This window comes from Pseudophaeobacter leonis (assembly GCF_002087335.1).
GTDB classification, from domain to species: domain Bacteria; phylum Pseudomonadota; class Alphaproteobacteria; order Rhodobacterales; family Rhodobacteraceae; genus Pseudophaeobacter; species Pseudophaeobacter leonis.
This window is the reverse complement of the sequence record NZ_MWVJ01000060.1, coordinates 57,733-83,997: the sequence shown is the minus strand read 5'-3', so window position 1 is coordinate 83,997 and position 26,265 is coordinate 57,733. Positions and strand designations below refer to the sequence as shown.

Here is a 26,265-nt window from a genome sequence, read left to right as displayed (position 1 = left end):
CCAGTGACTGGTCAGCCTGTGACCGGTCGGATGGTCAACTGGGTGCCGCCAAGGGCGCGGAAACTCTTTTGGCGACAGGTGAAGACCAGAATTTGCATCTCATCTGCCTGCAACGTCAGCGCGTCAAATATTTTCTCAATGCGGGCATCATCGGTATAGACGATGGCGTCATCCAGAATGACCGGAGCCGCCTGACCACCGCGCGCCAGCAGCCGTGCAAAGGCCAGCCGCACCAGCAGGGCAATCTGCTCCTGGGTGCCGCCAGAGAGAGTGTCAAAGGCCTCGTCATGACCGGCGCGTTGCAGCTGATCCGGCAGAACCTGCCCGGCATCAACGCCCAGACGGGCCTCGGGCCAGAGCAGGCGCAACAGCGGCTGCAGCTCTTGCAACACAGGGCCTATATAGGCCTCTTGTGCAGCGCTGCGCGCCTGTTCCAGCGCCAGATCCAGACGCCGCAACCCCGCGACCTCAACCTCGACCGCCGTGAGACGCTTGCGGGCCGCCTCCAACTGGTCCCGCGCCTCGGCAAGCTCCTCCTCGATGGCCTCGCCAGCGGTGATCGCAATCCGGCTGTCCAGCACGGCCAAATCACGGCCCAACTCCTGCAGCCGTTCCCGGCTGGCCCCCTGTGCCGACTGCGCCCGCTGGGCCCGCGCACGGGCTGCCTCCAGATCAGGAGCCTCCTGTTGCAAGGCATGTTGATGGGCTGTTGCCGCTGTCAGGTCCTGATGCAATTCGGCCTGACAGCTTTCCATAGCAGTCAGCGCCCCGGCCACATCATCCTGTCCGTCCAACGCGGCTTTGGCCCGTTCCAGACGTTGCAGGGCCGCCTGATGGTGCACATTGCTGCCCTCAAAAGAGAGCAGTTGTTGCGCTTCCTGGCTTCGGGCCGCCTCAAGCGTTGTCGCGGCCTGATCCAGCGTGACACGACTGGAGGCCAGCGCAGCCTCTGCCTGCTCGCGCCTGCCCGGCTCTGCCTCCTCAGTCATGCCCGGGACCTCAGCCTCGTCTGGGGCCTCAGTCTCATGTGGCGCCTCAGTCTCATGTGGAGCAGCGGGCAAGGCATCAAGCTGCTGCATCAGATCCACAATCCCTTTGGGAGCCAGCACCTGTAGCTGCACCTCGGCCTCTTGCAGACGACGTGTCGCCTCCTGACGCGCCCGATGCGCCGCGCGCGCCTGTGCCACGTCTTCACAACTCACCGCAAGGAGTGCTGCCGTGAGGTCACGTTGCGCCTGTTCCAGCTGATCAGCCCCGGCACCCTGCCCCGGATACAGCTCGATCACAGCCACCCCAGGCACCTCAAGGCGACCGCCCTTGGGCAAGGAAATCCGTGTGCCCCCCGCCAGAGCCTCTCCGTCCAGTCGCAACCGCCCGTCCTGGCCCGCGTCATAGCTCACACGCAGGGCAGCGGCCGCCATGTCCTGTACCTGCGTCGCCAGAGCAAGTGCTGCGCCAGCGGTCTCGACCTGCTCCATCCCGCTGAGATCAGGCCCCTGCGCCGCAAGTGGCTTCAGCGCGTTCACGTGTTGCTGCAGCTTGCGCGCCTGACCCAGTGTCTGGGTCAAAGCACGGCGCTGCCCGGCGGCCTGCGCCAGCAACTCCGCCTGCTGCACCTGCGCCAGCAAGGCCTCAGCGGATTTGGCCGCGTGCTGCGCCTGCGCAAACGTGCCTACAGCAGCGGCCTGCTGGGCCCGGGCTGGCTCCAGCGCCTGCGTGACCTGCTGCAGGATTTGCGCAGCCTCGGCGCAGGCTGCTTCTGCCTCGGCGCAATCAAGCTGCCGTGCCCGAAGCGCCGCAAGACTGCTTTGTTGGCTTTCCAAGACCAGACGTGCCGTGTGCACCGCCTGCTGCGCGGTTTGCAGCTTTTGCTGATACTGTTGCGCGGCGGCGAGATCCTGTTGCGCCTGTCGCAGGCGCGCCTGCAGCTCCTGCGGGACCTCCGGCTCTTGTAACTGGTCCTTTTCCCGCCGCAGCGCCTGCCGCTGATCCAGCTGCGCGCGCAGCTCAACCACCTTGGCTGCCAGCATCTGTTCGCGCGCTTCAAGGCTGGCGACCTCTGTTGCTGCCAGCTCAAGAGCGCCACCTTTTTTGGCACCACGTGAGGTGACCAGACGGTCGAGGGACTGGCGCACATCGCGGCGGATCGCATCCATGCGCTGCCCCCCCGTTATGGTGTCCACTTCTCCCACAACCGAGGACATAAGGTCCTGCCGCGCCGCCAGTGTTTCCTTGGCATCGGCAAAATCGGTCAGCCCCTGACGCACCCAAAGCAGACCTGCAGGGCCGCCCTCTTTCGGCGATTTGATCAGCTGCTGCAGCCAGGCCTCTGCCGCATCGGACTGCAGATAGAGGCTGTCGCCCTGCCAGATACGCACCTCGCCCTTGCCCGAGGCCTTTTGAAACTGCTTAACCAATCGATAGCCACGACCCTCCAGATCAATCTCCACCTCAACGCGCGGCTCCCCCCCGGCACGCGGCGCCAGGGCGCGGATGTCCTTGTCCCAGGACTTTGCATCCTTGAAAAAGACTGCATGCAGGGCGTCAAAAATGGTCGACTTGCCCTGCTCGTTGGGGGCCGCCAGCACGTTCAGGCCGGGACCGATGCCGGTGATCTCTACCGGGTCGGTAAAGCGGCGTATGTTTTGCAAACGGATGGCGCAGATTTTCATGTCGTCGCCCCCGGCGCAGCCGCACCAGCGCCCGCACCAGATTGCTGCGGCGCGCTCTCCTGCGCATAGGCAAACAGCCGGTTCAACGCCGCCGAGGCCGTGTCCCGCTCGGCCTGCGCCAGGGCCGTATCTTCGGCCGCCTGCATCAGATCCTCGGCCGCAACCCGCAGCGCGCCGTTGGTGGCGATAAGGTCCAGATCCTCGAGCTGATGCTCGCTGCGCAGGCCTGTCTCATCCAGACTGAAGTGGCAGAATTCGGGTGCGACCTCGGCCACCACCTGTTGCAAGGTCAGACGTTGCGGCGCCGTGATCCAGCCCTCGGCCCTGAGCCGCAGCAGATGCAGATGCCAGGCCGCCCGATCAGAGGGCAAAAGCGCCCGCAGTAAAGCCGCAACATCCGAGACCGGGGTCAGCTCAAGACTCTGTTCCTGCCAGTGATACACCCCGGTCTCAAGGCTGGTGACCTCTGGGGGAATGCCTGCGCGGCTCAGCTCAACCAGCAGGCACTGACCGCGGCCTGCGTGCTTAAAGAGATCCGCCTCGGGGGTGCCGCTGTAGCGGCTGCGCGCGTCCAGGGTAAAGGCCCCGTGCCAGTCGCCCAGCGCCAGATAGTCCAGCCGCGCTGTACTGGCGCGTTTTGGTGAGATCACTTCTTCGCTGGCCTCATCACTACCAAAATCAAGCACACCGCCATGGGCCAGCCCAATACGCAACTCTCCCTCGGGCGTCACGTGACTGTCCATCCAGCGGGTCAGGTCCTGCCCGGCAAAACGGTGTCGGCAGGGGGCAGGCAGAAGATGCACCCCAGGCGCCATCTGGACCGGCTCTGGCTGCATCAAAAGATGTGTATTTTCAGCAGCATGCCGTGCCATTTCGGCCCAGAGCGGCTCTGCGGCGGCACTGTCGTGATTGCCGGGAATGATCCACCACTGCAGATCAGAGGCCGCCCGCATCATTGCAAGCGCCTGCCGCAGCACGGTATCCGAAGGCGTCTCGGTGTCGAACATATCCCCTGCTATCAGCACATGCTCTGCCCGCTGTTCGCGCGCAAGCACAGCCAGTCGCGCGATGATCTGCTGCCGGGCCTGCTGCAGAGCAGCCCGCGCCTCCTCGGGCATCTGGCCAAACCGTTTGCCCAGGTGCAAATCCGAGCTGTGCAAAAAGCGAAAGGCGGTCATTCAATCTCCGGAGCAGTCAATGGCGCAGGCAGGTAGTGGCGCAGGCTGGCAATAGCGTAAGCCGGGCACCTCTGCGCCTCATGAGTGGCAGAGCCGCAACCCAGGGTCAAAGCGGCTTTAGGCCCCTAAGGAGCCGTCCCCGCGCCAAAGTCGCCTGTTGATGCGCCCACGCAGCGCGCAACAGACAACAGACAACAGACAACAGACAACAGATTGACAGAGGGGGGACATATGCGGCAAAAATATCCAACATTTTCAGAAATCGGGTTCAAATGATCTTTGGTGCAAAACAAGATGAGGACGAGACAGTGGTGGCCATGCTCGCCTCTGTGCTGCGTCGCGATATCTCCTTTGGCCTGCTCAGACCCGATGAAAAGCTCAAACTGAACGCCCTGCGGCAGCGCTATGGCGGCTCAAACCATTCCATGCGCGAAACCCTGCGGCTGCTCAGCGCCGAGGGGCTGGTGGCCGCAACCGCCCAGCGCGGCTTTCGTGTGACCTCGGCCACCGAAGACGACCTGCGCGATATCCTGTTCATGCGCATTCAGGTCGAGCAAATGGCGCTGGAAATGGCGCTGAGGCTGGGAGACGTCGCCTGGGAGGGGCGGGTTCTGGCGGCGCATCACGCCATGCGCCATTGCGAAGCGGGGGTGCAGCAGGATCTCAGCGATCTAGCGGCGCTGGAGTGGGACAATGCCTGCCGCGGCTTCTTTTACAGCCCGTGCGAGGCCTCGGGCTCACCACGGCTGCTGGACACGCAGCAAAAGTTCTACGACCAGTCCCGACGCTTTCGGCTGGCGCAACTGCGCGAGGGGCGGCTGAATTTCCAGGAGCGCAAAAGCCAGCATCAGGCCCTGCTTGCTGCGGTGCTGGCGCGGGAGCCTTCAGACGCTTTACTGCGACTGGAGGCTTTGATTACCCCCGAGCTGACAGCCTGAGAGCGCCACAAAGCCGGCGCTGCGGGCTCAGATATAAAGACGACACCAGGGAGGAAGAAACATGACCTTATTTACCCGCCGCAAGGCATTGGCCCTCATGGGGGGCACCGCAGCAGCTGCAAGCCTCGCGACACCGGCGCTGGCTTCGGGCCGCAAAATCACCGTGGGTGCGCTGCGTTTTACCAGCCATTCCGGCAGCTTTATCGGCTTTGAGCGCGGCTATTTTGCCGAGGCGGGCCTGGATGTGGAATTCAAATTCTTTCAGGCGGCAACCCCTATGGCGGTGGCGATTGCCTCGGGGGGTGTGGCTATGCGGTCACGGCCATGTCCGGTGGTCTGGTCTCGCTGGCCGACAAAGGCGCGGTCAAGGTGATCGGCGGCGCGCTCTCTGAAGAAGCAGGCATTGACGGGCAAAAATTCCTCGTCTCGGACGCGGCCTTTCAGGCGGGCGTCACCAAGCCGGCGCAGCTGGCGGGCAAAAGCTATGGCATCACTTCGGCCGGCTCCTCCTTTCACGATATGGGGTCAAAAATGGCCGCTGCCGAAGGCATCGAGCTGAAATTCAAGCCGCTGCAAAAGGTTGGCGCCATCATTGGCGCGCTGAAATCCGGCCAGATCGATGCCTGGTCCATCGTGCCGCATCTCGCAAAGCCCCTGGCGGGCTCAGGCAAGGTGCATATCATCGGCAATGTCTCGGACTACCTGCCCGACTATCAGGTCACCACGGTTTTCACCTCGGCCAAGAACGCATCGGGCGAGCAGCAGATGACCCGCGATTTCCTCGTCGGCTATTCCAAAGGTGTCAGCGACTATAACAGCACCATGATCGACAAAGCCCATGGTGACGCCGGCGTGCAGGAGATGGTCGATCTGATCCACAAATATGTCTATGCGGATCGCCCGCGCGAAAAGGCGGCCGGCTCCATCATCAATGGCACCATGCGCCTGAACGAGGGGGCTGCGATGAACACCGCCTCACTGCAGGATCAGCTCAGCTGGTTCCAGTCCGAAGGTCTGGTTGACCAAAGCATCAGCCTCGACACGGTGATTGACCCCAGCTACGTGCAAACGCTCGGCTAACGCCCGGCTTTGTCGGGGCGCGGCAACTGCTGCGCCCTGATTATGTGTCCTGACTATGCGTCCTGACGTATCCCCTTATTCCCTGCGATAATTTCGGAGCCCCCTATGGATATTCGCCTCTCTGGCGTCAGCCATTCCTATGATGATTTTGAGGTGCTCCGTGATATCTCTCTTGAAATCCCATCGGGGCGGATTGTCTGCATTGTCGGCCCCTCCGGCTGTGGCAAATCCACTTTGCTGCGCTTTATCGGCGGGCTGGAACAGCCCAGCAAAGGCGAGGTCCTGCAGATCGGCAGCCCGCCTGCGGACTGTCTCAACCCGCTGACCTATATTTTTCAGGACTTTGCCCTGCTGCCCTGGCGCTCGGTGCGTGGCAATGTCTCACTGGTGCTGGAGGATCACGGCATCAGAGGTGCCCGCGCCGAGGCGATCATCACCGATGTGCTGACCCGCACCAAGCTGAGCGATTTTGCCAATGCCCTGCCCAAACAGCTGTCAGGGGGCATGAAGCAGCGGGTGGCGATTGCCCGCGCGCTGGCGGTGAACCCGGCGGTGATGCTGATGGATGAGCCTCTCTCGGCGCTCGACAGCCAGACCCGCGAGCTTTTGATGGATGATCTGATCAGTCTCTGGACCCGCACGCCCTTTACCGCCGTCTATGTCACCCACAACCTGGCCGAAGCGGTGCGTCTGGGCCATTCCATCGTGGTGATGTCGCGCCGCCCGGGTGAAATCCGCGAAGTGGTGCATCTGGATAAACCACTGGACCAGCGTCAGTATGGCGACAGCGATCTGGAAGAGCAGCAGAAATATCTTTGGCAGCTGATGCGTGAAGAGGCCCGGGCGGCAGATGCGGAGTTGGTACATGTCTGAGACAAAATCCCCCCAAGCCCCTGTTGGACAGGTCGATTCTACTCGGGCCGCTTCTACTCCGGCCGCTTCTACTCGGGCCAGCTCTAATCAGGCCGCCTCTAATCAGGCCACCGCCCGCAAGGTCACACTTTCGCGGCGGCGGCTTTGCCCCGGTCGCTCACCGCTGGATTGGCGCTGCCGTTTTTGTCCTGCTCATCGCACTGGCCGAGATCGGCACCCGGCAAGGCTGGATCACCTCCCTTACACTGCCCCGCCCCAGTGATGTGCTGGAAACCTTTGGCGAGCTCTATTCCTCGGGGCTGTTGTGGACCCATCTCAGCGTCTCTTTGATGCGGCTGCTGGTCGGAGCGGCCCTTGGCGCCAGCTTTGGGGTCGCGGTGGGCGTGATGATTGGACTGTTTTCTTATGTGCGGGCCGGGCTGGTGCCTCTGACTGCTGCCCTGTTCCCGATCCCCAAAATCGCGCTGTTGCCGCTGTTTGTGATCTGGTTTGGCATCGACGAGGGGTCAAAATACGCGCTGATCGCCTTTGGCACCTTCACGCCCACGGTTGTGGCCACCTATGGCGCGGTCGATAATGTTGACCGCAGCCTGATCCGCATGGGCCAGAGCTTTAACCTGTCGTGGTTCTCCATCGTGCGCAAGATCGTGCTGCCAGGTGCCATGCCCGGCATCCTGTCCGGCCTGCGCATCAGTCTCGCCATTGCCATCATCCTGCTGGTCGCGGCCGAAATGCTCGGCGCGGAACATGGGATCGGTGCCTATATCCTTGAGGCCGGCTCGCTCTATGATCTGGAGCGGTTGTTTGCCGGGGTTGCCATCCTGTCGCTGCTGGGGGTTGGCATGAGCGCGGTGATCAGCCTGATTGAGCGCCGGTTGCTGAACTGGCGGCAATAGCGGCGCCACCTGCGAAGCCAGCTCAAAGGGGAGGCCAGAGGTTATTCCATCACTGTAGTCATCTGCGCGCGGCCTGGCCCCAGGCGCAAAGCGGATCTGGTTTGGCGCGGCCTCCCGCATCTGACTGGTCTGTTGGCAAATGAGCCTTGAGAATTGCGGCCCGGTGGGCAAAAACCTGCGTATCCGAGAACGGCATGCCATCGCTGCGGGCATTGGCAATCATCTGTGCCAGCCGGGGGCGGTCCGCATCCAGACGGGCAACCTCATCTGCCAGTGCTTCGGTATCGCCGCGTGGCACCAGAACCCCGCCTGCATGGCCCGAGATCAGGTCCTCCGCATAGGCGCCGCCATAGCCCAGGATCGGCGTGCCGCAGGTCAGAGCTTCGATCAAACAGCGCGGTGACTCGGCCGTCTTGTGACAAAACATAAACAGATCCGCCCGGCGCAGGGCGCTCAGCACCGCGGCGCGATCCGCGACAAACCCCGCAAAGTGCACCTGCTCTGCCAGCCCGGCCCGCGCAATGCGCGCCCGCATCTGTGGCAGCGCCTCGCCATCCCCCAGCCAGGTCGCTTCAAATTCGACGCCCATCACCTTGAGCCGCTCCAGCACCGTGGTCCAGTCAATCGGCCCCTTCATCGCATCGGCCCGCCCGGCGTAGACAAGACGCAGGGGCCCTGTGCGCACCCGCGCCATCTTTTGGGTCAACTCCTCCAGCCCGATGTGGTCGCTTTCGGCGATATGAATATCATGCACCAGCTGCGGGTTGCGGCAAAACTGCTGAAAGGCCTGATAGGTCTCGGCGCCGTGGAACAGCCCCAGATCGGCGCGCGAAATCACCGCGCGCTCCAGCCAGGCCATCGGCCGGTGATACAGCCGCGCCCGCAGACGGCTGCGCCGGGTGGTCTGGTCCAGTGCCTTGTCATATGCCCGCTCTTGCGCCTGACGCATCACGTCAGACTCTACCCGGTCGGTCCAGACGGCAAAGGGGCGCCGCATCTGGTGCGCGGCAAGGCAAGAAACCGCGCCCCAGTCGCCAAACAGGCCACCAATGGCAAAACTAAGATAGTCAGCCTGCGCAATCAAATCCCGGATCCTGCGCAAACTGCGTGGCAGGGCGCGGGCAAATTGATCCGGACGATAGGCCATCGGCAGCGGCTCGATATTCACCTCCGCCAGATCTTTCAGATGGCCCCCCAATGGCTCCCACCCCTGTGGAGGTGCCTCTGCGCTGACCGGCATCATGACCGTAACCGGGTGAAAATGCTGCGCCCAAAGCCGGAGCCCGTTGACGGCCTGACACTCGATGTAAAACCGGCCCTGATACAGATGCAAAGGCACCGGAGCGTAGATCAGCAGGCTGGGGAGGCGCGGCGTGTCAGGCATCAGTGGGGTCTCCTTGTCGGCAGATTACCGGCGGCTTGTCAGCAGATTACCGGCGGAGCTTTTTCAGCCCCTATGCATTCAAGGTTAAAGCGCTTTAACCAGATTCCCCAAAGCCGCCTTGGCAGAGCGGCCCGGCGCAAAATCGCTAGCCGCTGCGCCAAAAGGATAGGGAAAAGGCCCAGAAGGGCCGTAAAATGCTGCGCCGCGTCAATCTGACGATGCAAATGGGCATCCTAGCGATTGCACCGGGGCCGCTCCTGCTCTAAATGAAAGCCATAAATGGTCCTGGCCCGAAATCCGTTTCTTGCCTGTGGTCTGTTCAGTTTCTTCTGAGATGTAGCGCCGCTGCACGAACTCAACAAAGCTTCCGTTATCGCTGAAAGGTTGTGAACTATGACAGAAAATTCAAACCCCGACATTCTGTATACCATCGTAGACGAAGCCCCCGAGCTGGCCTCGGCGTCCTTTCTGCCGATCATCCGCAAGTTCGCATCGGCTGCTGATGTCAGCGTTGGCACCAAGGATATTTCCCTGGCCGGACGCATCCTCGCCGCCTTCCCCGAAGGTCTAAGCGCCGAGCAGCGTCAATCTGATGATCTGGCCGAGCTGGGTCAGCTGGTCAAAACCCCCGATGCCAATGTCATCAAGCTGCCAAACATCTCGGCCTCGGTGCCACAGCTGGTGGCCGCCATCGAAGAGCTGCAGGCCCAGGGCTATGACATCCCTTCCTACCCTGAAGAGCCCGCAACGGATGCCGAAAAAGCCACCCGTGCGCGCTATGATGGCATGGAAGGCTCGGCGGTGCACCCGGATCTGCGCGAAGGCAACTCTGACCGCCGCGCCGCCCGCGCCGTCAAAAACTACGCACAAAACAACCCCCATTCGATGGGTGCCTGGGCTTCGGACAGCAAGACCAAGGTCTCGTCCATGCCCGGCAATGATTTCTACGCCAACGAGAAAGCCGCCACCATCACGGCCGCGCAGGCCGGCAACGCCAAGAGCGAGTTTGTTGGCAAAGATGGCGCTGTCACCCTGTTGAAAGACAGCTGGCCTCTGGACGCTGGCACCATTGCGGATGCGACATTCATGTCCGCCAAGGCCCTCGGCAGCTTTTTGGCGGGCGCCATTGAGGACACCAAGGCCGACGGCACCATGTTCTCGTTGCACATGAAGGCCACCATGATGAAGGTCTCCGACCCGATCATCTTTGGCCATGCGGTAAAAGCCTGGCTGGCGCCCGTGTTTGACAAATTCGGCGCTGAGATGGATGCGCTGGGTGTGAATGCAAACTCTGGCATGGGCGACCTGCTGGACCGCGTCAAAGACAACGCCGATATCATGGCCGCAATTGACGCCGTGACCGGTACGCGTCCCGCCATGTATATGGTCGACAGCGACAAGGGCATCACCAACCTGCACGTGCCATCCGATGTGATTATCGACGCCTCTATGCCGGCCGTGATCCGCGCCGGTGGCAAGGGCTGGGATGCCGCAGGCAACAAGGGCGACACCAACTGTGTCATCCCCGACCGCTGCTATGCCACCATCTATGACGAGACCATCAACTTCTTCAAAGCCAATGGCGCGCTGGACGTCACAACGGCGGGCTCTGTCGCCAACGTGGGTCTGATGGCGCAAAAGGCTGAGGAATACGGCAGCCACCCCACCACCTTTGAGGCCGCAGCAGATGGCACCATCCGTGTGGTTCTGGCCAATGGTGAGACGCTGCATTCGCATGAGGTAGAGGCCGGTGATATCTGGCGCGCCTGCACCGCCAAACAGGCACCGATTGAGAACTGGATCGAACTGGCCCTCGACCGCCAGCGTCTGACCGGAACCGAGGCGATCTTCTGGCTGGACGCAAACCGCGCCCATGATGCTGAGCTGATCAAATACGTCACCCCAGCCCTGAAAGCTGCGGGCAAGGCCGATCTGTTCAAGATCATGGCTCCCCGTGAGGCAACAGCCCAGTCGCTGAAACCATCACCGCCGGTAAGGACAGCATTGCCATCACCGGCAACGTGCTGCGTGACTACCTCACCGATCTGTTCCCGATCCTCGAGCTGGGCACCTCAGCCAAGATGCTGTCGATCGTGAAACTGATGCAGGGCGGTGGCTTGTTTGAAACCGGTGCTGGCGGCTCGGCCCCCAAGCACGTGCAGCAGCTGGTAGAGCAAAACCACCTGCGCTGGGATTCAATGGGAGAATTCTGCGCCCTGGGCGAGAGCCTGAACTTCCTGGCCGATAGCAAAGGCAATGCCAAGGCGGGCGTGCTTGGCGCTGCTGCCGAGGTTGCGACCCAGGGGATCCTTGACCACAACAAGTCGCCTTCGCGCAAAGTCGGCGAGCCCGACAACCGCGACAGCCACTACTGGTTTGCCCGCTACTGGGCCGATGCCCTCGCAGCCCAAGGCGACGACGCTGAAATCGCGGCGTATTTTGCTCCGATCGCCGCAGCACTGACCGAAGGTGAAGCCAAGATCCTGGCGGAACTGGCAGCGGCCCAGGGTCCTGCTGCAGACATCGGTGGCTACTTCCACCCCGATGTTGCAAAAAAGGCCGCCGTGATGCGCCCCAGTGCCACACTGAATGCGATTATCGACTGATCTCTCTTTCAGCCCCGACCTCAGGTTCTGATCGGGGCTGGATCTGGTCTCCCATATCTGGGGCCGATGAACACACTGTGAGGCACCAGACCTGCGTGAGGCACGAGGCCCGCCCCCTCTGGATGTGAGAGTGCCCCTCAAAGATTAAAAAAGCGCCCGGCGAATTCGCCGGGCGCTTTTTTAGCATTTAGTCCAGTGAGGGCCACAGAAGGAGGGGCACAGCAGCTGTGCCACCTCATCTGTCAGGCTATAGCCGGATCAGAAATCCTGCCACAAATCCTTGGCGGCGTTGCCATTAGAGCTGGCCTGCGCCTGAGCCGGTGCAGAAGGCGCTGCCTCAAGATCCCAATCATCATCGCCATGCGCCGATGGCGCTGCTGCTGGGGCTGCCGGAGCCTGAGCTTTAGCCGGAGCTGCGGCCTGTGGCATCCGAGTTACGGACGCCGTGCTCCCAACCTTGAAGATTGCGATCAGATCAGCCAGCTTGGACGCGTCAGTATTGAGCAAATGACCAGCAGCTGTCGCCTCTTCAACCATGGCTGCGTTCTGCTGCGTGACCTGATCCAGCTGGGTCACACCTGTGTTGATCTCATTCAGGCCGGTAGATTGCTCCACAGCACCTTCGGCAATGCCCGAGACCAGTTTAGAGATATGGCTGACCTGGCCCACAATACTGTCGCGGGCCTCACCTGCCTTGCCAACCAGATCCACACCGCGTGCAACCTGTTTAGAGCTGTCTCCAATAAGGGTTTTGATCTCCATTGCCGCATCCGAAGAGCGCTGCGCCAGGGCCCGGACTTCCGAGGCCACAACAGCAAAGCCCTTACCGGCTTCACCGGCGCGTGCCGCTTCGACACCCGCGTTGAGGGCGAGAAGGTTTGTCTGGAAGGCGATGTCATCAATCACCGAGATGATCTGGCTGATATGGTTCGAACTCTGCTCGATCTCGGTCATCGCGGAGACAGCGCTTTGCACCACTTCACCACTGACTTCGGCCTCTTTCTTGGCGGCTTCCATGGTGTTTTCCACGCTACGTGCGCCGTCAGCGGCGGATTTCACGCTGGCGGTCAGCTCGTCCAACGCGGCAGCTGTCTCTTCCAGTGTCGCCGCCTGGCTCTCGGTGCGATGCGACAGATCATCGGTGGCATGGCTGATTTCATTGGCGCCGTTCCGAATAGATGTGGTGGCTTCGACCATTTTCGCCATTGTACCACCGAGCGTTTCAATCGTCTGATTGAAGTCACGGCGCAGCTGAGCGTAGTCCGCCGGGAAATCATCGCCAATTCTTGACGGTCAGATCACCCTGCGACAGTGACGCCAGGCTGGTGCTCAATGTCGACACAACTTCGGCCTGTTCGCGCTCGCGCTCTTTTTGTTCGCCTTCCAGCTCCTTTTGACGGATCATAGACTGGCGGAAAATATCCACCTTGGCGCGCCATATCGCCAATTTCGCTTCTGTTTTCGGTGGCTGGGATATCGGCATCCGTATCGCCCTCGGCCATCGTGTGCATCCGGTGTTTCAGCGCATTGACAGGTTTTGTCACGCTACGGGTAATCACGGCAGCACCCACAGCAAGAATAGCGAGGCTGATTGCCAGGGCAGCGATTGCGGTCAGGCGCATAAAGCCCAACTCGGTTTCGATGTCAGAGACATAGGCCCCGGTCCCAACAACCCACCCCCAAGGCTCAAAGAGTTTGGCGTAGCCCATTTTGGCTTCGGGGACGTCAGATTCCGGTTTGTTGAAGTGGTAGATCAAAGGACCGGCACCATTGGCATCAATGACCTTATTGTACTCTTCAAAGATCCGGACACCATTCACATCCTCATAGGCCGACTGATCCTTGCCGATCAGTTTCTTGGCAGTCGGATGTGCCAGCATTAAGTTGTTGCGGTCAAAGGCAAAGAAATAGCCGGCCGAGCCGAACCGCAGGAGCTCGACTTGCTGCTTGCCCAACTCCTGGGCTTCTTCAAGAGAAAGGGTACCGGCCTGCACCTGTTCATCCAGATCAGAAAGAGAACTGAGCATCACATCAACAATACTGTCGAGCTCGTTGGCACGCATCTCATAGGCGTTATCCACGGCACGGGACAACAAGACAAAGGTCAGCATTGCAGCCAAAACAACTGCGAGGGCTGAGAGGGCATAGATCCGCACTGGTAACCGGAACAACATCTGTGGCATTTTCGTAAGGTCCTTCAATGGAGCTATTTTGAATACCTGCCTATCTGAGGTGTCCTAAGATTCTCTTATTTCCACATTTCTGTGCATAGTCCGCACAGAAAAAAAGTAGCTCGAATTGCGGAAAAGAATAGGTCACGGAAATGATCGAAGAAACGTCAACAAATCCCGATGCGCATAGCGGGAGAGGACGATGTCTCCTCCCGATGCAACGCGCGCGACAAAACGAACAAAATCCAGGCCCGCGGCGGCGTCTTACATTTGAGTTTCCTTAAAAAATCTGCTGCAAGAGTTGCAGTCCCTGATCCAGCTCTGTTTGATCGTAGCCGCAGAAGCCCAGCACCAAACCATTGTAGGCCCCGTTGCTCGCCCCGTTGTAGCCCCCGTCTCGCCCAACTGCGCCCTGCACAAACCCCGACAGCGCGTCAATCGTGAGCCCCAGCTCCGCAGCACGTGCACATATCACATCATCGCGCAGACCACAGGTCAGGTGAAAGACCACCTGCATGCCCGCCTGATGATCAACACAATAGCCAAAGGCGTTGAAATCCTGCTGCAGCCGCTCCAGCAAGAACCGGCGGCGCTCTGCATAGATCCGCCTGACCCGGCGCAGATGTCGGTAAAACTCACCACTGTTGATAAACTCCGCAAGCGGCTGTTGCGGCATGCTGCTGACCTTTGGGCCAAAGCGCTGAATGCCGTGGTGAAACCGCTGCACCAGCGACTGGGGCAGGATCAGATAGCCAAGACGCAGCGCATTCGAAAAGATCTTGGAGAAACTGCCAATATAGAGCGTGCGGTGCAGCTGGTCAAAACCGGCCATTGCAGGGATTGGCCGACCCGCGTAGCGAAACTCGCTGTCATAGTCGTCTTCGATGATCCAGGCATCTGTCTCGGCGGCCCATTGAATGAACTCCAGCCGCCGGGACGGAGACATCGCGCCGCCCAGGGGGAACTGATGCGAGGGGGTCAATATGGCCAGACGAGAGGCAGTCGGCTCTGCGGGCAAAACCGCACCATTCTCGTCAATTCGCAGATATTCAGGTTTCATTCCCAACCCCTGAATAAAGGACAGCAGGGGCTTATACCCCGGATCCTCAAGCGCTGTGCTGTCGCCGGCTTTGCTGAGCGTATGCAGGCAGATCTCCAGCGCATCTGTCGCCCCCGCCGTCACAACGACCTGCTCGGGACGGGCTGAAATGCCGCGCCATTCCGCCACATGATCACAGATGGCCTGGCGCAGAGGCAAAGAGCCAAAGCCGCCGCTGCCGACAAACATGGGCTGCGGATTGGAGCGGCAGATGCGCGCCACTGTCTTGGCCCATTGCCGATAGGGAAACAGCCGCATGTCCGGGTTGCCAGCGCGAAAGGGGCGCAGGCCTATATCAGTCTGGGCGACAGAAGGCCCACCACCCGTGTCCTGCGCCCTCTCGCCTGCCAATCTGGCGGCCTCAGACGCTGTGTCAGCCGTTAGAGGCACCTGTGGGTGCAGCACCGAACCTGGTAGCTTCCTGGTCTTGTCAGACCTTTGCGCCAGCTCCACCTCCCCGGATGCACAGAGACGATAGCCTGACCCTTGCTGGCTGCTCAGATAGCCTTCGGCGACCAATTGCTCGTAGGCGGTGACGATTGTGGAGCGCGACACCCCCAATTCGGTGGCGAAAACGCGGGTTGGCGGCAGTTTACTGCCCAGCGCCATATCGCCAGAAGCCACCTGACTGCGGATGGCGGCACAGATCTGCTCGAACACGGGTGTTGTGGCGGAACGATCGATAGCAAACCCCAGCCAGGGTGTCTGTCGCAAAGGAGCCTGTGTCAAAGGGAGCTGTCTCAAAGGAGGCTGTGCCATAGGAATACCTGCAACATTGGTATGATCAAAATTATCACTTTTGACCATTATAACAGCACCAAAACAAGGGAAATGTCACCCTCTTACCAGCAGGAGAGCAGCCAAAATGACTGCCCCCGCCCCGCACCTGCTGTGCCCTAGTCCCAGCAGTCGCGTGAGATAAGACAGGCATCTCAGACCTGTCGGCCCGGAAATATTCCATCAGGTGAAACGCAGCGTTACTCCCTTATGCGGCCTGCCGCATCTTGACCAAACGCCCCTCCGCCTAGTCATCTGCTCTCAGGTGACGCGCGACCACCTCATATTTTGTAGTCCAACGCGCCCTGCGCTGCGGCTTAGCAGGCGAGCCGTGGCAGGTCTTTTAACCTGCTGGCTCGAACCCCTTCGTGCCCCTTCGTGCCTCTGGCCGCTGCTCTGCAAGAGCGCAGCACAGACACCCGGCAGCAGACAAAGCTGTTACATCGCATCCCTAAACTGGCGCAGTCCCGCCAGCACTCGGTACCGCAATAGTCAAAGATACAAAGATTTAGGAGAGCAACATGTCAAAGAGAAGTACCACAGCAGGGATAGGCCTTGCACTGGCTGCGGGCGCCCTGGCTGCCACGGCCCTGCCCTCGGCGGCGAATGCAGAGAACCGTATCGACCGCATCCGCCCGGACGCGCCGGAACTGGCCGCCTTTGGGGCCCATCCCATCGGCGTGCAGACGCTGGAGTTCACCAATCCGGGCCAGAACGATATCCTGAACACAACGGATGAAGCCCAGCCGGTCTATGATCGCGACCTGACGGTTGAGGTCTGGTATCCGGCCGCTGCCGGCACCGTGCCGGGCGGCAGCTACCGTGCCATCCTGCGCGATGGCAAGACCGAGGTCACTCTTGCGGGCCGCGCCGCCCGCGACGCCACGCCTGCCAAGTGGCGAAAGCTACCCTCTGGTGGTGATTTCACATGGCTATCCCGGCAACCGCTTCCTGATGTCTCACCTGGGCGAAAACCTCGCCACCAAAGGCTATGTCACCGTCTCGATTGATCACCGCGACAGCACCTATTCCGACAAGGCCGCCTTTGGCTCTACCCTGCTGAACCGCCCTATCGACCAACGGTTTGTCATCGACCAGATGGAAGCGCTTGAGGGGCCCCTGGGCGCAATCATCAACACCAACCAGACCGGGGTCATTGGCTACTCGATGGGCGGCTATGGCGCGCTGATCTTTGCCGGCGCTGGCGTCACCGAAGCCTCGACCAAATACGCATGGGGTACCCCGGCCGGGCTGCTGGCCCGTCACCAGGCAGGATCCGAGAGCCATGCGGCCATTGTGGATGAGCGCGTCAAAGCCGTCATTGCCATCGGTCCCTGGGGCATGAACACCGGGTTTTGGGATGCTACTGGCCTGGCCGGCGTCAAAAAGCCGCTGATGATGATGGCAGGCAGCGTCGATGATGTTTCGATCTATGCCGCGATGCGCAAGATCTTTGAAGGCATGGTCAATACCAATCGCCACCTGCTGACATTCGAGAACGCAAACCACAATGCCGCCGCCCCCATGCCCGCGCCAATCGAAAGCTGGGCGCATTCGGAGAGCCTGGGCTATGCCCCCTTTGACCACTATGCGGATGCGGTTTGGGATACCAACCGGATGAACAACATCACCCAGCATTTCGCCACCGCCTTTATGGATCTGCACCTCAAATCTGATGCCGGCAAAGCCAGCTATCTGGAGCTTGTCACCCGCGCGGCAGATGGTGTCATCTCGAAAGACGATGCCGACAAAGAGCTTGCGGACCACACCCATTGGCAAGGCTTTGCACCGCGCACCGCAGCGGGTCTGACCTTTGAGACACTGGACGCTGGCAAGTAACCTTTGCCCAGATATACACACCGCCTCTCCCAGAGAATCCCCCGCCATATCAAGCGGGCCCTTCTTTGGGAGAGGCACCTGTTGCGCGAGATCTCGATATGGAAGCCCCCAGACAGGACTTCCCAGACAGGACTTGCCAGACAGGACTTGCCAGACGGGACTTACGCTTCGCGACCAGAGAAAACCCCGTACGGAAATCTGGCTGCCAGGACAGCTCACTCGGCAGGTTGAACTGGTAGGCAAGCTGGCCGGTTCGACTGACAGGTCAAGACAGGTCTTTTATGGCTCAGGTGCCGGCGTCTCGCCCTTTTGCCATTGCGCCGTCATGACCCGGCTAAGCCAGGCAAGACCCACCAGTGCCAACCCAAGCCCCATAAATGAGAATACCCGCGTCAGCCCAGACAGGCCATTCATATCCAACAGGAAAACCTTGGCAATGGTCAGCACCACCCCGGCCATAGCCAACTTGCGCAGAGCGGTCGAGCGCCGCCAGAAGGCCAAAATCAGCAGACCAGCAGCGGCCAGCAACATGGCCACAGTATAGGAATAGAGCTCAGGATCACTGACGCCCGGAAGACTCAGATCATCGCCCCGCCAGAACCGGCGAATTTCAAGCGCGACATAAAAGGCCGCCAGCAAGCTGGCCGCTACGGCACAGCCAGCGCGCACCGAACGGCGAAACGCATGCAGCTGCCAGGCGGCGATGCCAAAGACCACCGCCAGCGGCAGATAGGCCGCAGCCAGACTGTCAAGGATCAGCGGCCCGACAGCACGCTCAGACGAGCTCAGAAAGGGGTTGCTCAGGACAAAAAGCCCCAGAATGCTCAGCAGCGCAACACCGCCATAGATCAGGGCCAGCAGGCTGCGCAGCAACCGTGAGAACCGACCGCTTGCCTGCAACCTATAGAGTTGATTAAGACAGGAGGCAGCCCAGACCGTCGCCAGCAGCCCCAGACCGGCATGACTGTCGCGCATCTCTGTTGGCAGCAGCCGCTGGATAAGAATGCTCAGGAAAACCGCGCCAATAGTGGCGGCCGCACTTTCCAGCACCAGCGCCGTCTTTTCGCGCGCCAAGCGCGCCTGCATCCCGGCAAGGCTCAACAAACAAAGACCGCCAAGATAGGCCAGAATGATCTGCAAAAGAGGCGTCACGTAGTCGACGTTCTGGTCCGTGTAGTCCCGCGCAAGCGCCAATGCGACCCCCGGGTCCAGCCCCAGCCGATAGGTGATACCCGCCACGCCAACCAGCACAAAGCCCCCCAACGCGGGCAGGTCAAACTTTCTGTCAATCAGAACCACCAGGGAGCACCATAACCGCCAGCGCCAGCGTCAAGGCGGTCTTGGACAACAGCAGGAAAAGGGCAAAGGCGATCAGCGTCAGCGCGGCAATGGCAAAGAGTGCCACGCGCAGGTTCACGTACGGGGCCAGCAGCGCCTGTTGCAGGCCACGGGCGCAGCGTTCTGCCAAAAGCGTCATCAGCGCCGCAAGCGCCAGACCACCACAGCCCAGGGATAGGTGCCATGCACCACAGCGGGCGCCCAGGAGAACTCCAGAACCAGGACCAGCGCCGGGGCAAAAACCGCCGCCGAAAGGGCCCAGAACAGTGATCTTTGCGCGCTTTTGGCGCCGCCTTCAGCATCGGTCGCAAACAATGTCCACCGCATACGCTGAAAGGCCAGGACCGAACCCAGCGCGCCAATGGCGACCAGAGCCCAAACCGTTTGCGGGGGCGCGGTCTCGGGCGGACGTTGCAACGCGGCCTGAAACTCAAGGAACAGCGGGCCAAAGCCAAGACCTTCGACCAGGATCACAGCCAGGAGCACCAGCCCGGGCACCAGCGCATGATCAAACAGGGCTGGCGCCGCGCGCAGCCAAATCAACGTGGCGAGCAACAGAACGGACAATGTCGCAATCGCGAGACTAACTGCGGCAGCTTGTTCGGCCTGAAGCGCCACCATAAAGGCCGCAGCACTGAGCACACAGACAATGGCCGCAGACAACCGGGTTGGGAACTCGGGATACTTACGCCCGCCCTGAAGCCTGCCCTGAGGCGTCCCAATAAGATCAAAGACCGCGGCTCCATGATGGCGTGGCCACAGGCTGCGTTCCGGAATGATCAGGGTGGCGGCCGCAATCAACAGCAGGGCTGACAGGAAATGCAGCTCACCCGCCCCAGACAGATAGAGCAACAGGCATGAGGTCAGCGGGGCCACCAGCGCAAGGACAGAAATCCAGGCCCAGCGCTTTATCGTGTCAACGCCAAGCCCCACCAGTGCGATCAGGGCAAAATAGTAATAGAGCATCCAGGGCACCTGCGACTGCCCCCCCACCAGAAACGGTGCCGCACTGGCTCCCAGTATGCCCAAAGCGGTCAGCAAGGCCCCATAGAACCAGCCCAGAACCAGCGCCAGCACCGAAACCAGACAGAGCGCTGCAAAGCCTGGCCCCGCGTCGATCAGCGCATACATCACCCGCGCCGACAGCAACCCGGCAAACAGAGTAATCAGCCCGGCTCCGGCCAAAGCCGAGGGGAGATACTGCGCCGCGCCCTCTGTTTCATCGCCAAAACGCCGTCGGATCACCTCGGCGCCCGCGATAAGCGCAATGCCAAAGGCCAGAGCTGCCATGACCCGCCAGAACGGGGTCAGCATGCCGTGTTCCGCGCCATATTGCACCAAAAACACCCCGGCCAGCGCCAGCGAGGCTGCCCCGGCTGCCAGCACCCAGTTTTCCCGCAACCAGAGCTTTAATCCCTCAAGGAGGTCTTGCCGTAAAACAAAAGCCCGGGGAGGCAGCACTGCCTCTGGCGCGGTATCAGTCAGATCACCAGAAGGGCTCTTGTGGTCTGGCTGGATCTGCGCCGCATTCCCATCCGCCACCGCAGCCTCAGCAGTCTCAGTGGCCGACTGGACCGCCTTGGCCGCCTGAACCGACTGGGCCTCGCCCCAGGGCGTCGCGGGTTTGGCAGCCGGTGGCGCCGCCTTGGCGCTGTGCGCCTCATCTGAGGTCAGGTCCTGAGCCGCAGCCGCGTTGCGGCGTTGCAGTTCAGCCTCCAGAGCACCGACGCGCGTCTTAAGCCGCGCATGTGACACAGAAGATAGGGCACACCAAGCAGAAAAATCAGGCAAAAAAGCCCAAGAACAACAACACCAAGATCAAACATAAAGGGATCACTTCAAATGAGCAGGACTGGATCAGTCCTAGGCACAAACCAGGGCGCTGGCAAGCAAGGCCGCCTTCCCTGCGGCCCGCAAAAGCCCGCCGGTATGCACGCAGGACTTCGGTCCGGGGTCCAGCCCCGATCAGATCTTCGCGAATGCGGCAAATTTGCCGGCCAGCATCACCGGCGCATCAGCCAAAGACGTAGAAGGTCATTTTGTTGCCGTCAGGGTCACGCACATAGGCCCCGTAAAACCGGTCCGGAATACGCTGACCTGGCGCGCCTTCGCAGCTCGCCCCCAGAGAAATTGCCTTGGCATAAAGCGCATCCGCCTCTTCCTTGCTCTCGGCCCGAAACGCCACCATGGTTCCGTTCCCCGGCTGAGGGTCATTGCTATCATAGGGAACACAAACCGAGATCATCGGCTCTTTTGGGGTTGCTCCGATCATCGCAATGCGTCCGGCATCGATAATTACTTTTGCACCACGGTCGGCAAAGAGATCGCAGTAAAACGCCTTGGCCTTTTCCATGTCCGAGACGCCAACAGTCACATATCCAATCATAACTTTTCCTTTGATTTTGCCCAAAGGTTAAGCACCGCGTGAGCGAGGTCAAGGCTTCATCGCCAGCGCGCAGGCGTTGCGCCTAGTTCCCTTCCGTCGCAACAGGTTTCATCCGGTGAGAACCAGTGAATGCCTAGGGATGGCCTTGCGGGTGTTCCGGGTCTGTCAGGATCTCAGCCAGGGGCGCAAGCCTGCCATTGGCACAGGCCCGCCCCTGCGCTTCGGCAAGCAGAGCATCCGAGAGCTGTCCTTCTGTGCGCGGCACCAGACCCGTGTATCCGGGACAAGGCTCCAGCAGATCCTGCGGCACACTGGGCGGCTGCAGAATTGGGTCAGGGAGCGGTTGCGAACAGGCGCTCAGCAGTGGCGCCAAGCAAAGGAGACAAAGGCGCATCGCGGCCCTCCATCAGTTGTAATTCATGGAACAGATCAGACCAGCGGCGGCTCTCATTGGCCGCACGGGACAGATGCGCACGGTGAATGCGGGCGACATCGGCGGCGCGCTCCAGCGCGGCATGGGCCTGCGTCAGGCGGGGTTGCGTTTGCCGCAGCTCACCGCGCAGCCGGGTCCGGTCGGAGAGCACATCAATCAGCCACCACCCGGCACCTGCCAGAGCGAGCGCGAGCGTCAGCGCCGGAAGCGCGCGCGCGCTCAGAACGGGATCATGCGGGCTCTCTCAGGCCAGTGTTTCTCAGGCCGGCCTCTCTCAGGGCAGCATGGCACATTTCCATTTCCGAAAACCGTCGCCTGGTGAGGCCACGCCAGACACGCCCGCCCGCCTTGTTCCAGCGCTTTAGCTCGTCGCAGGCTCCGGCAAGATCTCCGGCATTGGCTTTGCGCACCAAGGTAGAGCTGCAGGCAGCCCCTGCCCCGACATTATACGTCCAGGAGACCAGAGCAATTTTCATCCCCAAAGGAACTTGCACCCGGAGACATTTATCCAGCGCGGCCTCATAGCGCGTGATCTGCAACGCCAGTTTCTCATCACACTCGACCTCGCTGTAGCGATCTTGTGCGCGCACGCCGCGGGTCTCGCCGTAGCAAACGGTCCAGACTCCGACCACGTCGCGGTAGGCCTCGGTGCGCAGACCCTCCCAGCCGCCGATAAAGGTGATCGCAGCCGCCAGCGCAACACCACTGCCGGCGATCGCCCCCACCCTGCGGGTTTTCACCATGCCGCTGAGGTCACTGCGAAATTGAGACAACCCCGAAAACCGCCTCTGCAGGATCAGCCGGGCAGGAATAGCCAGGGCCTGAAAAACCGCCGATGTGATTGCGAAATATAGTGAATTCCACCCCAGAAGGCCGGGACTGACAAGGGCGAAGAAAAAACCCATCAGCGAGATAAGGCCTGCGGTGATGCACCAGACAGACCAGGATCCGAACAAAATGGTTTTCCAGTTTGAACTCAGCTTCATAGTGCCTCCTTGTCGCCCCCCAGATATCGTGGGGTTTACAGGCACTCTTTTGACAGACCGTAATAGCAGCGCGCGCCCGATCAATATCGTCGCGCGCTGCAGTCTTAGGCGAAGCACTTACCTGAGCGCTCAGTTGAGCGCGTGACTTGGAGAGATTATCAGGTCAAGCCCGCCCAAACTCAGGCAACCCACAGGCAAGCTACGGGCGCGAGCAGCTCTCCTGCTGCGCCGCCTGGCGGGGCTTAGCCCGCCTTTTTGTCCTGATCAAAGCCCTGGGGGTCAAAACCATCGTCCCAGCCTTCGTCTCCCCAACCGGCGTCGCTGTGCGTCTCGGCTCCACTGTCAGCCTGCGTCTCCGTGACAGCCCCCTGTGCCGAAGGTTTCAGCCCCGCCACAAGTTCCGCCAGCTCAGAGGCGGCCTGCTGGAGGCTTTTGCCCTGATCGCTCGACTTCAGCACCATACTGGCGTTTTGTTGCGTGACCCGGTCCAGCTCTATCATGCCTGCGTTGATCTCAGAGATCGTCGAGGCCTGTTCGCCAGAGGAGGCTGCAATCTGGGTCGTAAGCGCGGAGACCGACTGGATTTTCGCAATGATCTCATCCAGAGACTTACCGGCCTCATCGACCAATTCCACACCCACTTTTACCTTTTCCGAACTGGTTCGAATGAGTTCACGAATTTCATTGGCCGAATTGGCCGATTTGAGCGCCAGCGAGCGTACTTCGGAGGCAACAACCGCAAAGCCACGGCCAACTTCGCCGGCTCTGGCCGCTTCTACCCCGGCGTTCAGCGCCGGGAGACTGGTCTGGAAGGAAATATCATCTATCACACTGTTGATCGCAGAGATCTGTTCAGAGGATTCATCAATTTCCTTCATTGCCTGCACCGTACGTTTCACGATGTCGCCACTGCGCAGCGCTTCGGTTGTGGTGTCCTGAATTGTGCCTTCGCCTCTTTTGTCTGCGTGGTCGCTGTGCGGACGCTTGAGGTAATGCTGTCCATTGCAGCCGCCGTCTCTTCGAGAGTTGCAGCCTGATTTTCGGTGCGTTGCGACAAATCATCCGTCCCGGAGGCCATTTCGCCAATCTGCTGGTCCATCTGCGAAATGGTGACCAGAACCCGGCCAATCAGATCATCAAGCGTTTCTGCGGTCTTGTTAAAGTCAGAGCGCAGGGAGGTATATTGGGGGCTCATCTCTTTGTTGATACGGTACGAAAGATTGCCCTTGGACAAGTTGTTCAGGCCATTTGCCAATTCAACAACCACACCGGCCTGTTCAGCCGCATCGGCACGGGATTTTTCTTCCATGTCCGCATTGGCACGCATGGCGTCAACAAATTCGACAACCGCAGCCGCCAAACGCCCCAGCCTCATCACTACGGCGCTTTTCAGGGACCAGGCTTTCCAAATCACCACTGCGCAGGGTGTCAATCCGGTCAACAATGCGATCCAGCGGACGCGTAGCGGAGGCCGCAGACAGGTAGACAATCACCCCAATCAGCAGCACGACAGCCAGACCGATAATGGCACATTGGATATAGAGAGATGACACGGTTTCATGAATGCCGCTGATGTCAAAACCCATCACCATCTGCCCGACCAAGGTTCCATCAGCCAGTACCAGCGGAAACTTCACATAGACGACCTTGTTGATCTCTATCGTTTTTTCAGCACTCTCGTCTGCCAGAATGGTCGCAATTTCTTGTGTAAACTCTTCGCGCCGCTCTTCATTCACGAAGACTTCGGCGAAACTTGCATTGTCCACAACCGCCTGGGCGAATAGTGCAGTTTTCATCTCGGCCACACCCTGAATGGCCCCGAGGGCGGCGTCACTGTTAAAATCCCAAACCGCAGCAGCAACAGGCGGATTGACGAACCGTTGTGCCAATCGCACCTCTTTATCAAAAGCCTCGATCAATGCGCTGCTGTGTTTTGACGCCCAAAAAACCGTATAGGCGACATTTGAAACGACGATGCAGGCCAAAATTGGCAGGAGCAGTTTCTTCTTTATGGACATACCAAAAGGCTTTTTATCCGGCGTATCATTTTCTGCTCCAATTGTGGGGGCTGGTCTGCTGCGATAGTTTGGTCTGCGTAGCATTCTGGCAAAGCATGCGACGGCTCGCAAACGCTCCAGACCGGGTTTGGCCTTGCTGTGGCTCTGGCTAAAAGAGAAGGCGCCGCTGTTCAGATCTCTGTTTATGCAAACAGGTCAAAGAACAGCGGTACACCCTTAGTAAGACATGTAGTTGTCGCCCAAAGCGGCACGATACTTGTCTGTCCACCTTGTGTTGATTTCGGCAATTGTCCCGGCCTGATCCAGCTCAGAAAAACAGCGATCAAAATCGGCTGCCATTGCCGGATCCCTAAAGCTCATAGCATAGGGGCTTGGCTCAAAAATTGCTCGAAATTCAATGGCCTGGCTTGCATCGACACCCGCAGAGGCCCCTGCCTCCTGCAGCTGGCGCGCGAACTCAGCGAACAGCATACCGTCGCCCAGGATACCGTCGACGCGCTTGCCATAGAGCAGTTTGCTCTGGGTTTTCTGATCCGCCATTTCACGATAGGATTTGAACGCGGAAGTTTCGCCGCCAAGGCCCGGAATAATATTGCTGGCGCCCTCAAAGGCGACAATGTTCCAGCCATTCAGGTCAGACAGAGACGCTGCCTCATGATCGGAAGAGGTCAAATACGAAACCCCATTCTGGTACGAAATATAAGATTGGGTTTGCGTTCCGGCAGTTGGCATTCCAACAGGCACGGTCGCAACGGCATCACCGGTGCCACTTTCAAAGGACTGCCAATGACGGGTAAAAGGCTGCACAACAAAAACCGCTGTATGTCCGCAATGCCCAAGCACGGTCGAAATGATTTCGGCTTCCCGCCCGGTTCCGTCTTTTTGAACCATAGGAGGCAGATCACCTGCCATTACCTTGACCTCGGCTGCCATTGCGGTGCTCGAAAGAGAAAATAATGACGCAGACATAATTGCTGCAATTCCGAACTTCATGTTTCGCTCCTCAAAAAAACCTATACGGGCACAGGACCATAGTCTCCTTAATACAGGATTACCTTAATGCAGACACTCAGCTTCTGAGTGTTTTTGACCTTAGCGCATGCGCCTCTTGCCTGTGCCTGATCAAGGCAGGCCAGAGGGCCATCTTGAGGTCCCGTTTCGGGGCCCGTTTCAGGCTCCAGGCGCTCCATGTTGAAATACCGCACTTTCCAAAAGCGCAGCCTCAATCGTAAAAGTTCCATAAACTCCTGAAACAGATCACAAAATAATATCCTCCCTGTTTGCGAAAGCCTTCCGAATAGCGGAAACAGGACTTTGGCAAGTGAAAGAGCCTTGGATCAGGACCCGCTGCGCAATGGTCTGATCAAGGGGTCGCATTCGCGGCCAGGCGGTCCCTCTCTGCGCCTCTTTCCAATTCCAATTTTAATGAAAATACCCCTGAAAGACCAAGGCTTTGCCTTTTCAACAATAGGGAAAGCCAGTCCGGTTTCCATGATTCCACCTAGGCCGTTGTATCTATCTATGCCTGCCAAACAGGCAAGGCCGTGAGAGCTGTGAGCCGGGCCAGTACCTCAGCCATTTTACAGGGTCG

At 60.0% G+C, this 26,265-nt stretch carries 18 protein-coding genes and 4 pseudogenes; 6 read left to right on the top strand and 16 right to left on the bottom strand.

The window, feature by feature from the left end:
- Positions 1 to 11: 11 nt before the first annotated feature.
- Positions 12 to 2,672, bottom strand: coding sequence for an AAA family ATPase (locus B4968_RS13865; RefSeq protein WP_083099862.1), 2,661 nt, complete (start codon positions 2,670 to 2,672; stop codon positions 12 to 14).
- Entirely contained in the window at positions 2,669 to 3,850 is a 1,182-nt protein-coding gene (locus tag B4968_RS13860; RefSeq protein ID WP_083099859.1) for a metallophosphoesterase family protein, read from the bottom strand. Before B4968_RS13860 ends, B4968_RS13865 begins: the two co-directional genes overlap by 4 nt.
- A gap of 272 nt (positions 3,851 to 4,122) precedes the next feature.
- Between B4968_RS13860 and B4968_RS13855 the strand changes: the two genes are divergently transcribed.
- The 4 genes and pseudogenes from B4968_RS13855 to B4968_RS13840 all read left to right on the top strand — a co-directional run bounded on the left by B4968_RS13855 (position 4,123) and on the right by B4968_RS13840 (position 7,637).
- Positions 4,123 to 4,788: a GntR family transcriptional regulator gene (locus B4968_RS13855; protein ID WP_083099856.1), complete on the top strand. Its 666-nt coding sequence runs from the start codon at positions 4,123 to 4,125 to the stop codon at positions 4,786 to 4,788.
- A gap of 61 nt (positions 4,789 to 4,849) precedes the next feature.
- Positions 4,850 to 5,868, top strand: a pseudogene (locus B4968_RS13850) (ABC transporter substrate-binding protein).
- A gap of 105 nt (positions 5,869 to 5,973) precedes the next feature.
- Positions 5,974 to 6,741, top strand: coding sequence for an ABC transporter ATP-binding protein (locus tag B4968_RS13845; RefSeq protein WP_083099853.1), 768 nt, complete (start codon positions 5,974 to 5,976; stop codon positions 6,739 to 6,741).
- Between the two features lie 86 nt (positions 6,742 to 6,827).
- Positions 6,828 to 7,637: an ABC transporter permease gene (locus tag B4968_RS13840; protein ID WP_083100001.1), complete on the top strand. Its 810-nt coding sequence runs from the start codon at positions 6,828 to 6,830 to the stop codon at positions 7,635 to 7,637.
- Between the two features lie 58 nt (positions 7,638 to 7,695).
- Here B4968_RS13840 and B4968_RS13835 read toward each other — a convergent pair whose 3' ends face one another.
- Positions 7,696 to 9,021: a glycosyltransferase gene (locus B4968_RS13835; protein WP_083099850.1), complete on the bottom strand. Its 1,326-nt coding sequence runs from the start codon at positions 9,019 to 9,021 to the stop codon at positions 7,696 to 7,698.
- A gap of 393 nt (positions 9,022 to 9,414) precedes the next feature.
- Between B4968_RS13835 and B4968_RS13830 the strand changes: the two are divergent.
- A pseudogene (locus tag B4968_RS13830) lies at positions 9,415 to 11,627 on the top strand (NADP-dependent isocitrate dehydrogenase).
- Positions 11,628 to 11,885: 258 nt separating this feature from the next.
- On the opposite strand, the pseudogene B4968_RS23545 reads toward B4968_RS13830, so the two are convergent.
- Both B4968_RS23545 and pdxR read right to left on the bottom strand, forming a co-directional pair.
- Positions 11,886 to 13,810, bottom strand: a pseudogene (locus tag B4968_RS23545) (methyl-accepting chemotaxis protein).
- Positions 13,811 to 14,078: 268 nt separating this feature from the next.
- Positions 14,079 to 15,626 (bottom strand): MocR-like pyridoxine biosynthesis transcription factor PdxR, encoded by a 1,548-nt coding sequence (gene pdxR / locus B4968_RS13820; protein ID WP_241525747.1) that lies wholly within the window; start codon positions 15,624 to 15,626, stop codon positions 14,079 to 14,081.
- Positions 15,627 to 16,195: 569 nt separating this feature from the next.
- On the opposite strand from pdxR, the pseudogene B4968_RS13815 reads away from it, so the two are divergent.
- Positions 16,196 to 17,513, top strand: a pseudogene (locus tag B4968_RS13815) (alpha/beta hydrolase family protein).
- Between the two features lie 279 nt (positions 17,514 to 17,792).
- Here B4968_RS13815 and B4968_RS24550 read toward each other — a convergent pair.
- From B4968_RS24550 to B4968_RS13775, 11 genes are all read right to left on the bottom strand, one after another.
- Entirely contained in the window at positions 17,793 to 18,812 is a 1,020-nt protein-coding gene (locus tag B4968_RS24550; protein WP_241525746.1) for a DUF2339 domain-containing protein, read from the bottom strand.
- Entirely contained in the window at positions 18,799 to 18,990 is a 192-nt protein-coding gene (locus B4968_RS24545; protein WP_241525745.1) for a hypothetical protein, read from the bottom strand. The genes B4968_RS24550 and B4968_RS24545 overlap by 14 nt, the downstream gene beginning before the upstream one ends.
- A complete protein-coding gene (locus B4968_RS24540; protein ID WP_241525744.1) occupies positions 18,990 to 20,606 on the bottom strand; it encodes a DUF2339 domain-containing protein in 1,617 nt (538 codons plus the stop codon). Before B4968_RS24540 ends, B4968_RS24545 begins: the two co-directional genes overlap by 1 nt.
- Before the next feature lie 259 nt (positions 20,607 to 20,865).
- Positions 20,866 to 21,237: a VOC family protein gene (locus B4968_RS13805; RefSeq protein ID WP_083099997.1), complete on the bottom strand. Its 372-nt coding sequence runs from the start codon at positions 21,235 to 21,237 to the stop codon at positions 20,866 to 20,868.
- Between the two features lie 133 nt (positions 21,238 to 21,370).
- The gene (locus B4968_RS23540; RefSeq protein WP_161492593.1) at positions 21,371 to 21,547 is read right to left on the bottom strand and encodes a hypothetical protein; all 177 of its coding nucleotides are present in this window, start codon (positions 21,545 to 21,547) and stop codon (positions 21,371 to 21,373) included.
- A 22-nt stretch (positions 21,548 to 21,569) separates the two neighbouring features.
- Positions 21,570 to 21,821 carry a hypothetical protein gene (locus B4968_RS13800; RefSeq protein ID WP_083099847.1) on the bottom strand — a complete coding sequence of 84 codons (252 nt, stop codon included), beginning with the start codon at positions 21,819 to 21,821 and terminating at the stop codon, positions 21,570 to 21,572.
- Between the two features lie 79 nt (positions 21,822 to 21,900).
- Positions 21,901 to 22,656, bottom strand: a complete 756-nt coding sequence (locus B4968_RS13795) for a lysozyme (RefSeq protein ID WP_083099844.1) — start codon at positions 22,654 to 22,656, stop codon at positions 21,901 to 21,903.
- Between the two features lie 242 nt (positions 22,657 to 22,898).
- Positions 22,899 to 23,555 carry a methyl-accepting chemotaxis protein gene (locus tag B4968_RS13790; protein WP_083099841.1) on the bottom strand — a complete coding sequence of 219 codons (657 nt, stop codon included), beginning with the start codon at positions 23,553 to 23,555 and terminating at the stop codon, positions 22,899 to 22,901.
- The gene (locus B4968_RS13785) at positions 23,552 to 24,016 is read right to left on the bottom strand and encodes a methyl-accepting chemotaxis protein (protein WP_083099838.1); all 465 of its coding nucleotides are present in this window, start codon (positions 24,014 to 24,016) and stop codon (positions 23,552 to 23,554) included. Before B4968_RS13785 ends, B4968_RS13790 begins: the two co-directional genes overlap by 4 nt.
- Positions 23,988 to 24,758 carry a HAMP domain-containing protein gene (locus B4968_RS13780; protein ID WP_083099835.1) on the bottom strand — a complete coding sequence of 257 codons (771 nt, stop codon included), beginning with the start codon at positions 24,756 to 24,758 and terminating at the stop codon, positions 23,988 to 23,990. Before B4968_RS13780 ends, B4968_RS13785 begins: the two co-directional genes overlap by 29 nt.
- Before the next feature lie 132 nt (positions 24,759 to 24,890).
- Complete coding sequence (locus B4968_RS13775) at positions 24,891 to 25,667, bottom strand: substrate-binding periplasmic protein (protein WP_083099832.1); 777 nt, start codon at positions 25,665 to 25,667, stop codon at positions 24,891 to 24,893.
- Between the last annotated feature and the right edge of the window lie 598 nt (positions 25,668 to 26,265).